General features: G+C 62.8%; 18 protein-coding genes and 1 pseudogene. 6 read left to right on the plus strand and 13 right to left on the minus strand.

Annotated elements, in window-relative coordinates:
* Position 1: 1 nt before the first annotated feature.
* Positions 2-595, minus strand: a complete 594-nt coding sequence (locus CHB88_RS15905; RefSeq protein WP_089400347.1) for a DUF938 domain-containing protein — start codon at positions 593-595, stop codon at positions 2-4.
* 13 nt (positions 596-608) lie between these two features.
* The gene (locus CHB88_RS15910; protein ID WP_245845003.1) at positions 609-1,442 is read right to left on the minus strand and encodes a Mut7-C RNAse domain-containing protein; all 834 of its coding nucleotides are present in this window, start codon (positions 1,440-1,442) and stop codon (positions 609-611) included.
* Positions 1,443-1,452: 10 nt separating this feature from the next.
* Here CHB88_RS15910 and CHB88_RS15915 point away from each other — a divergent pair, with 10 nt between their 5' ends.
* The 4 genes from CHB88_RS15915 to CHB88_RS15930 all read left to right on the plus strand — a co-directional run bounded on the left by CHB88_RS15915 (position 1,453) and on the right by CHB88_RS15930 (position 6,197).
* The gene (locus CHB88_RS15915) at positions 1,453-2,379 is read left to right on the plus strand and encodes a universal stress protein (protein ID WP_245845005.1); all 927 of its coding nucleotides are present in this window, start codon (positions 1,453-1,455) and stop codon (positions 2,377-2,379) included.
* 196 nt (positions 2,380-2,575) lie between these two features.
* On the plus strand, positions 2,576-3,970 hold the full coding sequence (locus CHB88_RS15920; protein WP_089400321.1) for a cytochrome ubiquinol oxidase subunit I: 1,395 nt from the start codon (positions 2,576-2,578) through the stop codon (positions 3,968-3,970).
* Positions 3,967-4,980, plus strand: a complete 1,014-nt coding sequence (gene cydB, locus CHB88_RS15925) for a cytochrome d ubiquinol oxidase subunit II (RefSeq protein ID WP_089400322.1) — start codon at positions 3,967-3,969, stop codon at positions 4,978-4,980. The genes CHB88_RS15920 and cydB overlap by 4 nt, the downstream gene beginning before the upstream one ends.
* 947 nt (positions 4,981-5,927) lie before the next feature.
* Positions 5,928-6,197, plus strand: a complete 270-nt coding sequence (locus CHB88_RS15930) for a GlsB/YeaQ/YmgE family stress response membrane protein (RefSeq protein WP_089400323.1) — start codon at positions 5,928-5,930, stop codon at positions 6,195-6,197.
* 167 nt (positions 6,198-6,364) lie between these two features.
* On the opposite strand, the gene fumC is transcribed toward CHB88_RS15930, so the two are convergent.
* Positions 6,365-7,759, minus strand: coding sequence for a class II fumarate hydratase (gene fumC, locus CHB88_RS15935; RefSeq protein ID WP_089400324.1), 1,395 nt, complete (start codon positions 7,757-7,759; stop codon positions 6,365-6,367).
* Positions 7,760-7,906: 147 nt separating this feature from the next.
* On the opposite strand from fumC, the gene CHB88_RS15940 reads away from it, so the two are divergent.
* A complete protein-coding gene (locus tag CHB88_RS15940; RefSeq protein WP_089400325.1) occupies positions 7,907-8,407 on the plus strand; it encodes a hypothetical protein in 501 nt (166 codons plus the stop codon).
* An 18-nt stretch (positions 8,408-8,425) separates the two neighbouring features.
* On the opposite strand, the gene CHB88_RS15945 is transcribed toward CHB88_RS15940, so the two are convergent.
* From CHB88_RS15945 to rpsP, 7 genes are all read right to left on the minus strand, one after another.
* A complete protein-coding gene (locus tag CHB88_RS15945; RefSeq protein WP_245845007.1) occupies positions 8,426-8,776 on the minus strand; it encodes a DUF3579 domain-containing protein in 351 nt (116 codons plus the stop codon).
* Positions 8,777-9,045: 269 nt separating this feature from the next.
* The gene (locus CHB88_RS15950) at positions 9,046-10,002 is read right to left on the minus strand and encodes a CobD/CbiB family protein (protein WP_089400326.1); all 957 of its coding nucleotides are present in this window, start codon (positions 10,000-10,002) and stop codon (positions 9,046-9,048) included.
* Between the two features lie 76 nt (positions 10,003-10,078).
* Positions 10,079-10,750 (minus strand): CoA pyrophosphatase, encoded by a 672-nt coding sequence (locus tag CHB88_RS15955; RefSeq protein ID WP_089400327.1) that lies wholly within the window; start codon positions 10,748-10,750, stop codon positions 10,079-10,081.
* Positions 10,751-10,915: 165 nt separating this feature from the next.
* A complete protein-coding gene (rplS, locus tag CHB88_RS15960) occupies positions 10,916-11,299 on the minus strand; it encodes a 50S ribosomal protein L19 (protein ID WP_089400328.1) in 384 nt (127 codons plus the stop codon).
* A 96-nt stretch (positions 11,300-11,395) separates the two neighbouring features.
* Positions 11,396-12,157 (minus strand): tRNA (guanosine(37)-N1)-methyltransferase TrmD, encoded by a 762-nt coding sequence (gene trmD, locus CHB88_RS15965; protein WP_089400329.1) that lies wholly within the window; start codon positions 12,155-12,157, stop codon positions 11,396-11,398.
* Between the two features lie 69 nt (positions 12,158-12,226).
* Positions 12,227-12,775, minus strand: a complete 549-nt coding sequence (gene rimM, locus CHB88_RS15970) for a ribosome maturation factor RimM (RefSeq protein WP_089400330.1) — start codon at positions 12,773-12,775, stop codon at positions 12,227-12,229.
* A 1-nt stretch (position 12,776) separates the two neighbouring features.
* Positions 12,777-13,031, minus strand: coding sequence for a 30S ribosomal protein S16 (gene rpsP / locus CHB88_RS15975; RefSeq protein ID WP_089400331.1), 255 nt, complete (start codon positions 13,029-13,031; stop codon positions 12,777-12,779).
* A 177-nt stretch (positions 13,032-13,208) separates the two neighbouring features.
* Between rpsP and CHB88_RS15980 the strand changes: the two genes are divergently transcribed.
* Positions 13,209-13,559, plus strand: a complete 351-nt coding sequence (locus CHB88_RS15980; RefSeq protein ID WP_089400332.1) for an NINE protein — start codon at positions 13,209-13,211, stop codon at positions 13,557-13,559.
* 363 nt (positions 13,560-13,922) lie between these two features.
* On the opposite strand, the gene CHB88_RS15990 is transcribed toward CHB88_RS15980, so the two are convergent.
* The 3 genes and pseudogenes from CHB88_RS15990 to CHB88_RS24605 all read right to left on the minus strand — a co-directional run.
* Complete coding sequence (locus CHB88_RS15990; protein ID WP_089400334.1) at positions 13,923-14,363, minus strand: DUF4864 domain-containing protein; 441 nt, start codon at positions 14,361-14,363, stop codon at positions 13,923-13,925.
* A gap of 171 nt (positions 14,364-14,534) precedes the next feature.
* A complete protein-coding gene (locus CHB88_RS15995) occupies positions 14,535-16,325 on the minus strand; it encodes an acyl-CoA dehydrogenase (protein ID WP_089400335.1) in 1,791 nt (596 codons plus the stop codon).
* 147 nt (positions 16,326-16,472) lie between these two features.
* Positions 16,473-16,610: pseudogene (locus CHB88_RS24605) on the minus strand (electron transfer flavoprotein subunit alpha/FixB family protein); the annotation flags it as partial.

Genomic DNA, 16,610 nt, shown 5'->3' on the forward strand with positions numbered 1-16,610 from the left:
TCTAGGCCCGGCGCCAGGCCAGAAACTGGTTGTTGGCTGGCATCGGGTAATCGGCATGCAATGCCAAACCCTGGCGGCGGGCCAAGGCATCGACGGCTTCCATGTCGCGCAAGCCCATGTGCGCTGCGCGGGCACGCAGCGAAGCATCGAATTCGGCATTGCTCGGCGTGGTGAAGACGCCTGCGTACTTGAACGGCCCGTAGATGCACAACCATCCGCCCGGCTCCAGTACGCGGCCTATGCCATCGAACATGCGCTCCACCTCCTCCCAGGCCATGATGTGGCAGGTGTTGGCGGTGAACACGGCGTCGAAACGGCCGGCATCCCAGCCGGGCTGGCCGGCATCCAGCGCCAGCGGCGGCAGCACGTTCGGCAGCCGAGCTTCGTCCAGCCAGGCGCGTATGCCGTCATGCTGGGGCGGGAGGTCACTGGTCTGCCAGGTGAGGTGCGGCAGGTGGCGACCGAAATACACCGCATGCTGGCCGCTGCCGCTGCCGATCTCGAGCACGCGGCGGCAGTCCGCCAGCAGCGGCGCAAGGCGTTCCAGAATGGGTTGCTGGTTGCGGGCGGTGGCGGGATAGAAGGGCTTTTCCATGCCCGGGATCATATCAGCCCGCCGGCTCCGACTTGAAGGCCGATGGTACGCAGCCGCCGATGGTTTCCAGCAGATGCAGGATGCGCTGGCGCATGCGCACGACGTGCGAGCCTTCCCAATACACCTGCTCGCATTCATCGCATTCGAAAAAATGGCTGTAGGCGCGCCAGCTGTAGGTAGGCACCCTGTCCGCCACCGCTTCCTTGGCAACGCGGCGCAGCAGGCCGTTGCAGTTGAGGCAGCGCGTCAGCGCGCGCGAGCCGTGCGGCAGGCCGAAGCGGCGGATCACCTGGAGCAGCTGCTCGTTGCCTGCTACCGGATGCAGGTAGCAGCCGCGTTCGATCTGCTTGCGTATCAGCAGATCGCGGTCGCGCGTCAGCACGACCCGCTCCTCCTGCTCGGCCAGGCTGGCCACTTCGGCATCGCTGAAATCATTCCGGTACAGGACGTCGAAGCCGAGCATGCGCATCTGCTTGGCCAGCTGGCCGAGGTGAGCGTCAGCGATGAAGCGCGGGACGGGCGCTTCATCGCCGGCGCAAAATTTTTCCGGCGGCAAGTCGGCATGCGGATGGACGTCGATGCTTTCGCCGCCCTGCAGGCGCCGGGAAAGCGGCGCCTCGACGCTGTCGAGCAGCACGCTGCCCACCTCGGTATGCGGCACGCCGAGCGCCTCGATCATATGCTTGAGGGTGGCGTCCTGGGAGACGGGGTGCGAAAAGCGCCGCGCGCGATGGCGCGGCGCCAGGAAATTGTTCAATTCCGCGTGAAACCTGAAGGCCGCGTCCGCCACGTTCGATCCTTTTCCCGAAGATAACGAGTAGACAGCAATCGCCGGCAATGTATCCATGCATGCCGCCATGAAAGAACCCCCTTCGGGTGGTGCGAAAACTGCTTCGGGCATGGGTCCGGACAGCAAAACCGAGGAGAAGGACGTGTCCTACAAGACCATCCTGGTTCATGTGGATGAATCGCGCCATGCCGGCGAGCGCATACGCCTGGCGGCGGCGGTGGCGATGACGGAGAAGGCGCACCTGATCGGCACCGCCACCACCGGCGCCTCGCGCTACATCCAGCGCAACCGCATGCTGGCGGAGCTCGATCCGCATTTCCAGACCCATCTGGACTTCCTGCGCCAGCGGGCACGGCGCGGCCTGGAGGAATTCGATGGCATAGCCCAGGCGCTCGGCCTGCCGTCCTTCGAAGGCAACCTGGTGGACGACGAAGCCGGCGGCGGCATCTGCCTGCAGGCGCGGTATTGCGACCTGGTGGTGATCGGCCAGAACGACCCCAAGGAACCGTCGCCGGTCGTGATGCCGGACTTTCCGCAGTACGTGGTGTTGAACGCCGGCCGGCCGGTGCTGCTCACGCCGCATGCCTGCTCCTTCTCTTCCATCGGCAATCACGTCGTGGTGGCATGGGATGCCAGCATGGCGGCGGCGCGCGCCATCAGCGGCGCCCTGCCGCTGCTGCGGCGGGCGCAGCAGGTGGATGTGGCGATCTTCGATCTGCCGTCGCCCACTGGCAACGGCGCCATGCCGGAAAGCCCGGATGCCGGGGCCGACATCTCGCGTTACCTGCAGCGGCATGGCATCAAGGTCGGCCTGCAAAAGCGGCATGCGGAAGGCGACGTCGGCCATGCGCTGCTCGACATGGCGACCAGCGGCAATTGCGACCTGATGGTGATGGGCTTCTATGGCCATACCCGCTTCCGGGAAATCATGCTGGGCAGCGTCAGCGCCACCGTGCTGGAGGCCATGCGGCTGCCGGTGCTGATGTCGAACTGACCGCCCGGCGCGGCTGCCGCTCGCGCACCGCCGGCCGCCCCACTCCTGTCGCGATTTGCGCGCACCGGCAAAAGGAAATCCTGCGCGCGCATTGAACAACTTGCATCGGGTTCAGGTCGAACAGCGCAGAACATGCCCGCAGCCAAAAAGGCCGGCGCGACCAGGCAGCGCCCGGCACCATCGCACAGAGGATTCCATGGAAACCATCGCCGGGATAGACACCCTGCTCTTCGCTCGGATCCAGTTCGCCTTCACGGTCAGCTTCCACATCATCTTCCCGGCATTTTCTATCGGTCTCGGCGCCTTCATCGCGACGCTCGAAGTCCGCTGGCTGCTCAGCGGCGATTCCCATTTCCACACCCTGGCCCGCTTCTGGACCAAGATCTTCGCCGTCTCGTTCGCCATGGGCGTGGTGTCCGGCATCGTCATGGAGTACCAGCTCGGCACCAGCTGGTCGCGCTTCGCGCAGGTGGTCGGCAATTCCATCGGCCCGCTGTTCGGCTACGAGGTGCTGACCGCCTTCTTCCTCGAGGCAAGCTTCCTCGGCCTGATGCTGTTCGGCTGGAACCGGGTGCCGCCCTGGGTGCATACCTTCGCTTCCATCATGGTGGCGCTCGGCACCGCCATCTCCGGCTTCTGGATCCTGTCGGCCAACAGCTGGATGCATACGCCGGCCGGCGTCGAGGTGCGGGACGGCATCACCTATCCCGTGTCGTGGTTCGACATCATCTTCAATCCCAGCTTCCCTTACCGCTTCACCCACATGATGATCGCCACCTACCTCACCACCTCGCTGGTGGTGCTGGCCACCGGCGCGCGCTACGTGCTGGCCGGGCGCTTCGAGCGCGAGGCGCGCACCATGATGCGCATGGGCCTGGGCATGGTGATGCTGCTGGCGCCGATCCAGATCTTCGTCGGCGACATGCATGGCCTGAACACGCTGGAGCACCAGCCTGCCAAGATCGCCGCCATGGAAGCGCACTGGGATGGCTCCAAGCCTGCCGACCTGGTGCTGTTCGCCTGGCCGGACGAAAAGAACGAACGCAATCTCGCCGAGGTCGCCATCCCCGGCCTCGGCAGCGTTATCCTCAAGCATGAACGGGGCGGCCTGTTCCCGGGCCTGAAGCAATTCAAGCCGCAGGATCGGCCGCCGGTGAAGCCGGTGTTCTTCGCCTTCCGCGTGATGGTCGGCATCGGCATGCTGCTGCTGACCGTCGGCGTGGTCGGCGGCTTCCTCTGGTGGCGCAAGCGGCTGTTCACCACGACCTGGTTCCTCAAGCCGGTCGGTCATCTGTGGCCGCTCGGCTTCATCGCCATCATCGCCGGCTGGATCACTACCGAAGTCGGACGCCAGCCCTGGATCGCCTACGGCATCCTGCGCACCGCCGATGCGGTGTCGCCGGTTACCGCAGCTGAGGTGGCGACTTCGCTGGCGCTGTTCGTGCTCGTCTATTTCGTCGTGTTCGGCATCGGCATCTACTATGTGTACCGCATGCTGCGCAAGGGACCGAAGCAGCCGGAGAAGGACAAGGAGGCGCTGGCCAACCGGCCGCTGTCGGCCGCCCAGGAAACCACGGGAGACCCGACATGAAAGACGTTGCCTTCATCCTGCCCGTCCTGCTGCTCCTGGTGCTGGTGACGGCTGTGGTGCTTTACGTGGTGCTGGACGGCTTCGACCTCGGCATCGGCATCCTTTTCCCCTTCTACAAGGAGGAGGCGGAGCGCGACATGGTGATGAACTCGGTAGCGCCGTTCTGGGATGGGAACGAGACCTGGCTGGTGATGGGCGGCATCGCGCTCTGGGTCGGCTTTCCGATCGCCTTTGCGATGATCATGCCGGCGGTCTATCTGCCGGTGCTAATCATGCTGCTGGCGCTGATCTTCCGCGGCGTCGCCTTCGAATTCCGCTGGGTGGCCAAGCCGCATGAGCGCAAATGGGATATTGCCTTCGCCGGCGGCTCCATCCTTGCAGCCTTTGCCCAGGGCCTGATCCTCGGCACCCTGCTGCAGGAGATCCCGATTCGAAACGGCCAGTATGCCGGCGGCCCGCTCGACTGGGCCAACTTGTTCAATGTCATGTGCGGGCTCGGCCTGGTCGTCGGCTATGGCTTGCTCGGCGCCTGCTGGCTGATGCTGAAGGCGACCGGCACCGTTGAACAGAAGGCGCGCAAGCTGGGCGTACCGCTGTTGTTTGCACTGCTGTTCTTCGTCGCCGTGGTCAGCATCTGGACGCCGCTGCAGATACCGCGCATCGCCGAGCGCTGGTTCAGCACGCCCAATTTCTATTTCCTCTCGCAGGTGCCGCTGGCAACGCTGCTCCTGGCGTGGGTGTGCTGGCGCAGCATACGCAAGGGGCGCACGATCCAGCCCTTCGCTTCGGCCGTCGGCCTTTTCCTGCTCGCCTTCGTCGGGCTGGCGATCTCCAACATTCCCTACATCGTCCCGCCCACGCTCACCATCTGGGAGGGCGCCGCCTCCCCGCCCTCTCAAGTCTTCTTCCTGGTGGGCGCATCCATCCTGATCCCGATGATCATCGCCTACACCATCGTGGTGTTCTGGCTGTTCCGCGGCAAGCTGCAAGCCGGCGAAGGCTATCACTAGCGCGTGCCCTATTTGCCGGCGTTATTCCGCTCGTCTCCTTGGCCGCTTCCAGCGGTGCTTTATCCATTAAGCCATTGATCAGCGCCGCAAAAGCGGCGCTTTATCTTTCCAGTTCACAGCGCAAGTAAATTCGCCATGTCGCATGGCGGTTTTACACGTCGACGCCGGCTTGCGTTCTCAAATGAAATCCGGGCGCGTACCGATCGTTTCGGCGAGCGGCTTGTTTTCGCATGGCATCCCGGACCGTTCATCTTGTAGTGATTTCAAACGCAGGTTGGAACATTTACAAGAAACAAACCCGCGCACCTTCATTCCATGACCAGCGGCAACGAAAAGCCGTGTGCCTCCGCTTGAATACCGCATTCACGACACCCTTTTTACGCAAAGAATGAGTTGGTTCTCCCGTTTCACTTGAGCCGACTCAAGTGAAAGGAGGAAGGGGTGTGCAGACTGAGAGGGACGCGTGCAAGCACTCGGGGTGGCACGGTATTTGGATATAGCGACGGGCCAGGCATTCGTAACCTATCGAATGCAGCCACGCGGGGAGCCGCAGATTCAGCGACAGGAGTCTTGCGGCGACGTTGCCAACTTTCAAGGAGGGAGATGCCTATGCAAAAAAATGCATCATGAAGAAGGAAGCACCCATCACTGCCTCGCTGCTGCGCTGAGTTGACCAAGGGAGTCCAGTCGGCAGCGGATGACAGATAGCAGAATGCATGACGCCGGATTGCGGCGCTAGGACGATCGATGAGGCAGGTTGCAGTAAAAGGCGCATTTCCCTGATTCGCTTGCCATGCAGGACGGCAGGAGGATACGGGAGGCAGGCATGAGGCAGGAAACGCGTCGAATGCCTTCCGCTTGGATCAGGAATCAGCGGCATGAACCATTTTTAGTGTGGCCAGTCTATCAACGTAGTCAGTTTATTAACATGAATCTGGAGGTTTAACATGAATTTCATTATCTGGATCGTAGTTGGCGGTATTCTGGGTTGGCTCGCAAGCCTCGTCATGAGGACCGATGCTCAGCAAGGCATCTTCCTGAACGTGATCGTCGGCATCATCGGCGCGCTGCTTGGCGGCTGGCTGTTGGCTCCGCTGTTCGGCACCGGCACCATCAATCAGAATGACTTCAGCATTTCCTCGCTGCTGGTTTCCTTCCTGGGTGCGGTGGTGCTGCTTGCCATCGTCAACCTGCTGCGTCGTGGCACGCCGCGCTAATATTGAGAATCATCTAGCTTCATCCAGGTATTAGCCTGCTGTCGCAACAAGCTGCGCGGAACGCCTCCAGGGCTTCCGCGCAGTTTCATTTCCGCTTCCTGTTTTCCCTCTTCCCGCGCCGTTCAGCGCTTTCGGACTTCCCGAAAAAACATGCAGCGGCCTGTTTGCTACTGCTGCGGCCGGATCATGTCTTCCGGCCGGACCCAGCGATCGAAATCCTCAGCCGTCACATGGCCGAGCTCGAGCGCCGCTTCCTTCAGCGTCTGGCCCTGCTTGTGCGCATGCTTGGCAATCTGGGCCGCCTTGTCGTAGCCGATATGCGGGGCCAGCGCCGTAACCAGCATGAGCGAGCGTGCCATCAGTTCACCGATGCGCTCGCGATTCGCTTCGATCCCCCGCGCGCAATGCTCGTCGAAGCTGTTCATGCCGTCGGCCAGCAGGCGCACGCTCTGCAGCGTGTTATGCACCAGCAGCGGCTTGAAGACATTCAGTTCGAAATTGCCCATGGCGCCGCCCATGTTGACGGCGACATCGTTGCCAAACACCTGGCAGCAGAGCATGGTCATGGCTTCGCATTGGGTGGGATTGACCTTGCCCGGCATGATGGAGCTGCCCGGCTCATTCTCCGGAATGGTGATTTCGCCAAGGCCGGAGCGCGGTCCCGATGCCAGCCAGCGCACGTCATTGGCGATCTTCATCAGCGCCGCCGCAAGCGTCTTCAGCGCGCCATGCGCGGCGACGAGCGCATCATGCGAGGCCAGCGCGGCGAACTTGTTGGGCGCGCTGCGGAAAGGCAGGCCGCTCATGCGTTCCAGTTCGGCGGCGACCCGCTGTCCAAATTCCGCGTGGGTGTTCAGCCCGGTGCCTACCGCAGTTCCTCCTGCCGCCAGCTCGGCAACCGCCGGCCGCGTCGCCTCGATGACGGTTTGCGCATGCGCCAGCTGAGCGACATAGCCGGAGAATTCCTGGCCCAGCGTCAATGGCGTGGCATCCTGCAGATGGGTGCGGCCAATCTTCACGATGTCGGCGAAGTCGCTCGACTTCTGCTCCAGCGTGGCGCGCAGGCGCTGCAGCGAAGGCAGCAGATGGCGCGCGATGTCGACGCTCACCGCCACATGCATGGCGGTGGGGAAAATGTCGTTGGAGGATTGCCCCATGTTGACGTCGTCGTTGGGATGCACCAGGCGCCCCGCGCCGCGCGGGCCGCCGAGCAGTTCGGAAGCGCGATTGGCCAGCACTTCGTTCATGTTCATGTTGCTTTGGGTGCCGGAGCCGGTCTGCCAGACCGACAGCGGAAACTCATCCGCATGCGCCGAGGCCAGCACTTCGTCGGCGGCGCGGATGATGGCATCGGCCTTGGCGCGGTCGAGCAGGCCGAGGTCGCGGTTGGCCACCGCGCAGGCACGCTTGACCATGGCGAGTGCATGGATCAGGGTATCCGGCATGCGCTCGGTGGAGATGTGGAAGTGATGCAGCGATCGCTGCGTCTGGGCGCCCCACAATTTGTCGGCCGGCACTTCTATCGGTCCGAAGGTATCGCGCTCGGTTCTGGTCTGGCTCATGGAAGCTCCTGTTTCCCTGATGGATGATGCTTCGACATCGAAGGCGATGATCGTTCCATTATCGGCTCAACCCTTATGCGGCGTCGGTCGCTCAACCCGGGGCTCTGCCTTGGCCATGGGGCCGACCCTGGCAGGAAAGGAAAAGGCATGATTGGCACCTGGTACCGGCGCCGAATCCTGCGCGGTGCCTGGGCCGGCCTGCTCGCAGGGGCCGTCGCGACCGTGCTGCAGCTGCTGCTGTGGTTCGCAACCGGCGCGCCGCTGCCGGACATCTTCCTGCGGGACGCGCAATTGGCCGCTGCCATATTGCTGGGGCCGGCAGTGCTGCCGCCGCCGATTGCGGCGAGCGTGAACGTGATGCTGGCGGCCAGCGCGGTTCACCTGCTGCTATCGGCAGCTTATGGCTGGACGGTGGACTGGCTGATGCAAGCGGACACCGGCGTGCATGCGGGCTCGCACCGGCGGTGGCTCGTCATCGGTCCGCTATTTGGGCTGGCGCTGTACGCAATCAACATGCACGGCTTCACCCTGATCTTTCCCTGGTTCGAAGTGAACCGGGACTGGATCACGGTGCTGGCGCATCTCGCCTTCGGCGTGACGGCGGCGCGGCTATGCGGCAAGCGAAGCGATGCGGAGGGCAGGAAATGAAGGCAGGAAGGCCTGAGTTCAGGATTTGAGGCGTTCTTCCGGCAGAGGGCAGGCGTCGACGATTTGCAGATCGTTGTCCTTGGCGAAATTCATCACGAAGTGATAGGCCAGCGGTTCGACTTCCCGCAGCGCCTCGCTCACCACCACCGACTTCACGCCGCCCAGCACCGTCGGGCGCACATAGGGGGAGTACTGGAGGTGCGCGTTCGGACCGCCGCTGCCTTCCGGTCGGAAACAGGACATGACGCCGCAAAGCCTTTCCGCCCAATCGCTGGGGCGGAACTGCCGGCCCTTGCTGGTCAGACCTTGGATGAAAAACTCGCGTGCGGGGGATTTTTTGTCAGCTTCGTCAGCCATTTTGCGGCTCATTTCTGTAGCGGTGCCACTGGGATTTGCCAAGCGGCCATTATGTGGCATCAGGCTTTCAAATATCTTGCATATGATATCTTATATAAGACTTAATGTGAAACAACGTTGCACATTATGAAATCCAATATCCGATATGCGGGAAACGAGGCACTAGAGACGCCTTCCGAAAAGTCAGTTAGGTACGTTTCGCCAGAATGCAAGAAGCGATCCATTTGACCGGATCGGCCTTGTGAAATGTCGAAGGCGCTGTCTCTGTCGTTCCTGAAGAATCAGCCTATCCAGACGGCAATGGAAAGAAGCAGCAACAGCAGCATCCAGAGCAGCAGTGAACGCCAGACCAGGCCGACAGTGCTTTGCAAGGCGCGGGTGTTGGCTTCCTCCCCCGGCGGCGCCTCGGTTTCCAGGCCGGCGGCCTCGATGGTATAGGCATCCACCAGCACCACATCGGCCGCCTTCTGGACGGATGTACCGAGGCGCAATCCCATGGCTCCGCCGCCAGCTGACAGAATGATTCCGACGGCTTCATCCTGCCAGCGGCTGGCGAAATTGCGCCAGGCATAGATGGCGTCCTCGAAATTGCCGACCACGGCGAAGGCGATCGCCGTCAGCCGCGCCGGCAGCCAATCGATGGCATGGAAGGCGCGCGCGGCAAAACGGCCGAAATCCTCATTGCGCAGATGCTCCGGTTCATTCCATGCCTTGGCAAGGTGTTCCGACACCCGATACAGGATGGCGCCGGCCGGACCGAGCGGCATCAGGAACCAGAAGAAAACACCGAACACATTCCGGTGGGTGGTGATGAGCGCATTCTCCACCGCGATGCGCGAGATGTTGCTGACATCCAGATCGACGGTATCCATGCCGGTCCACTGCGCCAGGAGGCTGCGGGCGCCGGCTTCGTCGCCATTGTTGAGCGCCAGTTGAATGGAGGTGAAGTAGTGGCTGTAGTGGCGAAAGCCCAGCGTGAGGTAGACGATCAGAATGTTCCAGGCCAACGCGGCGAACGGGCTGAGCCGCACGCACAGCCAGTAGATCAGCATGGTGGGCACGACCAGCAGCAGCATCGTCGCCAGCCAGGCGAGGCGGCCATGGCTGGCCTGTCCGGCGTTGAACCACCCCTCCATGCGCATGGCCAGCGCATGCACGGCGTTGTAGACCGGATTATCGGCCCGCAGCGGCCTGACCTGCTCGATCAGCAGGGCAATGAGGATGGAGAGAAAAGTCATCGAAAGTCTTCGGGTTGCCGACAGGCGTTACGATACCCCACTGCAATCGGGGAATCAAACCGGCGATTCGGCCTGATCAGGCGCGTAGCAGGTGGAAGAGATTGCGCAGCATGCCGGCAGTGGCGCCCCAGATGAAGAAGCGGCCGTAAGGCATCGCGTAGAAGGTGCGGCGGCCGGAGCCGTCCGGCAATTCCACCGTCCGCCGCTGGTGGTTGTCGCCATTCATCAGGAAGGACAGCGGCACCTCGAAGATTTCCGCCACTTCGAACGGGTCGGCCTTCAGGTCGAAGGGCGGCTGTACCAGAGAGACCACCGGCGTGATCTGGAAGCCGGTACCGGTACGGTACTCGGGCAGCTGGCCGAGGACTTCGATATGACGGCGGTCCAGACCGATTTCTTCCTCGGTCTCGCGCAGCGCGGTATCGATCGGCGAATCATCGACGTCGTCGACCCGTCCTCCCGGCAGGCTGACTTGGCCGGCATGATCATGTAGGTGGGCGGTGCGCTGGGTCAGCAGGAGCGTCATGCCGCCCTCGCGCAGGACGATGGGCAGCAGCACCGCCGCCGGGATCAGCGTGGTGATGTTCTTGCGCAGGCGCTGCTCGTCGGTCGTCTCCGGATTCCATGCCGGCGGCTCGGTGAAGCGGGCGCGCAGCCAGTCCGCCGTGAGCCGTTCGCCGGCCAGGGCGGATTCGCCAGCCACGGAATGCAAGGGTGCATGCTCGGGATCGAAATTCAGTTTTGCCAAGGGTTCTTTCCGTCAGTGGATGCAATGCTGCTGAATGCCAGGGTACGGGTGAAATGATGACACCGGTATTGCGGGAATACCATCCCAGGAACTTGGTTCTGGGCAATAGGGAGGCAGAATGTAAAAAGGGCACCCGCGGTGCCCTTTTCATGCCTGACTGCGAGATTACTCCGCAGCTTGCTCGACGGTGCGGCGGCTCGGCAGCTTTTCCTTGATGCGCGCGGACTTGCCCGAACGCTCACGCAGGTAATACAGCTTGGAACGGCGCACGTCGCCGCGACGCTTGACTTCGATCGAAGCGATCAGCGGGGAGTACAGCTGGAAGGTACGCTCGACGCCTTCGCCCGAGGAAATCTTGCGGACGATGAAGTTCGAGTTCAGGCCACGATTGCGGCGGGCGATGACGACGCCTTCGTAAGCCTGGGCGCGCTTGCGGTTGCCTTCGACGACGTTGACGTTGACGACCACGGTGTCGCCGGGGGCGAATTCAGGGATGTTCTTGCCCAGACGAGCAATTTCTTCCTGTTCGAGTTGCTGGATCAGATCCATTTTTAGCTCCATTGACCATCATGCCGGCGCCTTGGCCCGGTAGAGGATGGGGTTACATATATCGACAGGCCGAAGCCCGCCGCGCTTTACTGCTGTTTACTGCTGTTGCAGATTCAAATTCCTGAGGAAGGCTTCATCGGCCTTCGTCAGCCGGCCAGACTGCCTTGCCGCCTGGATCAGGTCAGGACGCTTTCGCGCCGTCGCTTCCAGTGCCTTCTCGCGCCGCCACTTCATGATTTCCGCATGGTGGCCGCCCATCAGCACGTCCGGGACCGCCATGCCTTCGTACACTTCCGGCCGCGTGTAGTGCGGGCAGTCCAGCAGGCCGTTGACGAAGCTGTCCTCGACCGCCGAGGCGTCATGGTTGAGCACGCCCGGCAATTGCCGGATCACCGCATCCATCAAGGCCATCGCCGGCAGTTCTCCGCCCGACAGCACGAAGTCGCCCAGGCTGATCTCCTCGTCGACGCAACGGTCCAGAAGGCGCTGATCGACGGCTTCGTAGCGGCCGCACAGCAATACCACGCCCGGTTCCTGCGTCAGCCGCATGACGCGTTCATGCGTCAGCGCCCTGCCCTGCGGCGAAAAGTAAATCACCTTCGGCGCTGCCAATCCGGCTTCGGCCTGGCGTGCCTTGGCGGCGGTGATGGCGGCTTCCAGCGGCTTGGCCAGCATCACCATGCCAGGTCCGCCGCCGTAAGGGCGATCATCGATCGTCCGGTAATTGTCCTGCGTGAAATCGCGGGGGTTCCACAGCTGGAGCTCGCAACGCTTCTGCTCGAAGGCGCGACGCGTGATGCCCGACTGCGTGAGGGCAGCGAACATCTCCGGGAAAAGCGTTACGACATCGAATTGCATGCTGCTCGCCTTTCCCGCTTTCCGCCATCGCGCGACCCGCGCGTTTCAAGCACTATGGCACTATGCGGCTCAATAATCCCGTTCCCAATCGACCGTGATCTTGCGTGAGGCCTGATCGACGGTTTTGACGAACTGGTCCACGAACGGGATCAGCCACTCCTTCGGCTTGTCGGCACCCGGCTCCAGCGGCGCGGCGACGCGCAGGATGGGATGAGCGCCGTTGTCCATCAGGTCGGCCACCGTGCCGAGCGGTTCGCCCTTCAGGTTGTCGACCGCCAGGCCGATCAGATCGATCCAGTAAAACTCGTCCTTGTCCAGCACCGGAAAATGGCTGCGCCGGACTTGCACGGTAGCGCCCTTGAGCGCTTCTGCGGCATTGCGGTCGGCAACGCCCATCAACTGGGCAACCACGTCCTCGCCATGACGCTTGGCCTGCATGACGTCCACATCGCGCAGCACGGGTTTGTCCAGCCACCATGTCTTGGCGTGCAGCAGGGCATCGCCGTCGTCCGAGTAGGGTCTGATCCTTACCCAGCCATGGATGCCGTAGGCGCCAGAGATGTAGCCGACGAGGACCAGGTCCTCCGGCGCGTCTGCCGATGCGGTATTGCGGGTCAAATCAGACTGCAGCCTTCTTTGCCGATTCTTTCACCAGGCGGGCTACGGTCGGGGACAGCTGGGCGCCGACGCCTTGCCAGTAAGCCAGGCGATCCTGGGTGATGCGGAAGCCTTCATCCTTGCCGGCGGAAACCGGGTTGTAGAAGCCGATACGCTCGATGAAGCGGCCGTCACGACGATTGCGGGAATCGGTGGCGACGATGTTGTAGAAGGGGCGCTTCTTGGCGCCGGCACGGGCTAGACGAATAACGACCATAATGTTTCCAGAAAATTGACCGAACGTGGGAAAAGCCTGCAATTATAGCGTGCGTATCCCATACTGGCAAACTTGACGATCCTTCTGTGAAAGAGAGGTCTTCGGGCGGTTAGTGTTGCACGCGAAGCAAGGCTGGTGCACACTGGCGTCCGCCTTTCGCCGTGTTATCCGCCCGTCATGACAGCCACCCACAAGAACAAGACATTTGCCACCCTGCTCGCCTTCATCCTGGGCGGCATCGGTGCTCATCGCTTCTACCTGTATGGACGGCGGGACAGGTGGGCTTGGCTGCATGTGCTGCTGTTTCCGCTTTCCATTTTCGCCGGCTTCATTGAAGCGCTGGTGATCGGCCTCACCCAGGACGAACCCTGGGATGCCCGGCACAATGCGAACTCCGGCCGCCAATCGCATTCCGGCTGGCCGCTTGCCGTGCTGCTGGTGTTGACATTGGGCGTCGGCGCGACTGCCCTGATTGCAACTTTGGCCCGGATCTTCGACCTGCTCTATACCGGCGGCGCTTACGGCTGAACCCGGTTCGCCGGCGCGCGCAGGCCGCCGGCGTGGTGTGATGGCCGACTATGCCGCCGTCATCTCGGCTTTCATCGATTTCGCGATCGGCGCCCGCCTCAGCGCAGAAGCGCGAGGCCCCGATAGCCAAGCCTTCCCGCTGCCGATGCAGCCGCAGGCGAGACTGCGGCGAGACAATGGCCGCGCACCAGCGTCCCTGACGCACAGGAAATCTGATTCGACCGCTACGGCCTGTTCATGCAACGCGGCGAACAGGCCACCATGGAGCGCGCCAAGACCGACAAGCCCGGCCGGAGCCTCTGGCCGAAAGAAGGCATCGACAGCAGCTGCGTTAGCTGCGTCAGCCACCCGCACCGCACGCCGCTAGATCGACAGGCTGGTGGTTTCAAGCAGCTGGCAGCCGTCGATCTTCCACGCCTGGCCTTCATCCCTTTCCATGCGGAACAGCGCCAGCCACACATGGCTGTCGCGGCTGGTCAGCCTCACGACCTGCAGCACCATGCCATGGACAACGCGCGGATCGGAGAAGAGCGCCAGCTGGTGCTGATAGACCGGGTTGTACTGCTCCTTGATCATGCGCATGAAATTGTCCGGACTGCCGATCTGCAGCTTGCTCTGGTCCGTGGTCTGCTCGAAGGCGATCGCTGCGTCATCGTCTGCCAGTGCGTCCAGCTGGGTTTGCACGACCGCCTGGATGGCAACCTGGTCTTCATCGGTCAGGCTTTCCACCGGCTCCGCCGCGCTGGCTTGCCACGGCATGGCACAACTGACGGACAAGGCCAGCAGCGCTAGTAGGCGCTTCATGAGTACCTCCGAATCGAGAATTACCCCCTGCTCCCTCGCTACGACTAAGCAAATTTCATGCGGGTTCCTCGGTCGCGGAAATTCATTCCGGGCAAAACCTGAACATCGTGCCGCGCAAAAACAAAAGGCAGCCTGAGCTGCCTTTTTCTCCGCACCTGCCCGAAGCTGCTATCAGAACTGCTCCTCGGACAAGGCCAGCACGCCGGCGCTTCCTTCGGTGATGAGCGCACGGCAACCGGGGGCCGTGGATAGGAAATGATCGGCGAAGAAACGCGCCGTCGCCAGCTTCGCGGTGTAAAAGGCGGCATCGCCTTCGCCCTGGTCCAGCTTCTGGCGGGCGACGAGCGCCGCCCGCGCCATTTGCCAGCCGCCCAATACCACGCCGGCCAGCTTCAGATAAGGCACGCTGCCGGCGAACACCGATTTCACATCGGACTTGACGTTGGCCACGACGAAATCCACTACCTGCTCCAGCGCCTTCGACGCCGCCGACAGATGCTGGCGGATCGCAGCCAGGTCGCCGGAAGAATAGGCGGCCAGTTCCTCCTCGGTGCGGCGGATCTGGGCGATGATGCCCTTCGCCACCGCGCCGCCGTCGCGCGCCGTCTTGCGGCCGACCAGGTCGTTGGCCTGGATGGCGGTGGTGCCTTCATAGATGGTCAGGATGCGCGCGTCGCGGTAGTACTGGGCGGCGCCGGTCTCCTCGATGAAGCCCATGCCGCCATGCACCTGCACGCCGGTCGAAGCGACATCGATCGACATCTCGGTCGACCAGCCCTTCACGATCGGCACCATGTACTCGTAGAACGCCTGGTTGGCCTTGCGCGCCGCCTCGTCCGGATGGTGGTGGGCGGCATCGGAAGCGGCGGCGGTCACGTAGGACAGCGCCCTTGCCGCCTCGGTCTGGGCGCGCATCGCCATCAGCATGCGCCGCACGTCCGGCTGGTGGATGATGGCTACCGGGCCGGGAGATCCAGACAGGTCGCGCGACTGCACCCGTTCCTTCGCATATTGCACCGCCTTCTGGTAGGCGCGCTCGGCCACCGCGATGCCCTGCATGCCGACGGCGAAGCGGGCGGCGTTCATCATGATGAACATGTACTCCAGCCCGCGGTTCTCCTCGCCGACCAGCGTGCCGATGGCGCCGCCATGGTCGCCGAACTGCAGCACGGCCGTCGGGCTGGCCTTGATGCCGAGCTTGTGCTCGATCGAGACGCAGTGCACGTCGTTGCGCTCGCCGAGCGAGCCGTCGCCATTGATCAGGAACTTCGGCACGATGAACAGCGAGATGCCCTTCACGCCTTCCGGCGCATTCGGCGTGCGCGCCAGCACCAGGTGCACGATGTTTTCCGCCATGTCGTGCTCGCCGTAGGTGATGTAGATCTTGGTGCCGAACAGCTTGAAGGTGCCGTCGCCCTGCGGCACCGCGCGGGTGCGCACCAGCGAGAGATCGGACCCGGCCTGCGGCTCAGTCAGGTTCATGGTGCCGGTCCATTTGCCGGAGATGAGATTTTCGAGATAGGTCTGCTTCTGCTCGCCACTGCCGGCGGTCATCAGCGCCTCGATGGCGCCGTCGGTCAGCAGCGGACACAGCGCGAAGGAGAGGTTGGCGGCATTCAGCATCTCGATGCAGGGCGTGGCCACCAGCTTGGGCAGGCCCTGGCCGCCGAATTCGACCGGATGCTGCACGCCCTGCCAGCCGGCCTCGCCGAAGGCCTTGAATGCTTCCCTGAAGCCCTTGGCCGTGGTGACTTGGCCGTCATGCCAGAAGCTCGGCTCCCTGTCGCCCGGGAAGTTGAGCGGCGCGATCACCTCGCCGCAGAACTTCGCATTCTCTTCGAGGATGGCTTCCACCGTCTCCGGCGTGGCATCCTCGCATCCCGGCAGGGCGTTGATCTGCTTCAGTCCGGCCAGCTCGTTCATGACGAACAGCATGTCCTTCAGCGGGGCGACATAGGTCATTTGGGGTCTCCTGCGATCTCAAAAAATTAGGCAGGCCGGCTGGATTATCGCGGACAGGCTTTCGCAAACCTGTCAGTCCCGCGACAAACCGGCACGTCCTGCCTGGTTTTTATGCGTGCTGCGCTACTGCTCGACTGCGATTGGCGTTCAGCCGAGTTCCTTTACCAGCTCCGGCACGATCTGGAACAAATCGCCGACGATGCCGTAGTCGGCCACCGAGAAGATCGGCGCTTCCGGATCCTTGTTGATGGCGACAATCGTCTTGGAATCCTTCATGCCGGCCAG

Origin of the sequence: Noviherbaspirillum humi, from assembly GCF_900188095.1 — a bacterium.
In the GTDB taxonomy this organism is placed as follows: Bacteria; Pseudomonadota; Gammaproteobacteria; order Burkholderiales; family Burkholderiaceae_D; genus Noviherbaspirillum; species Noviherbaspirillum humi.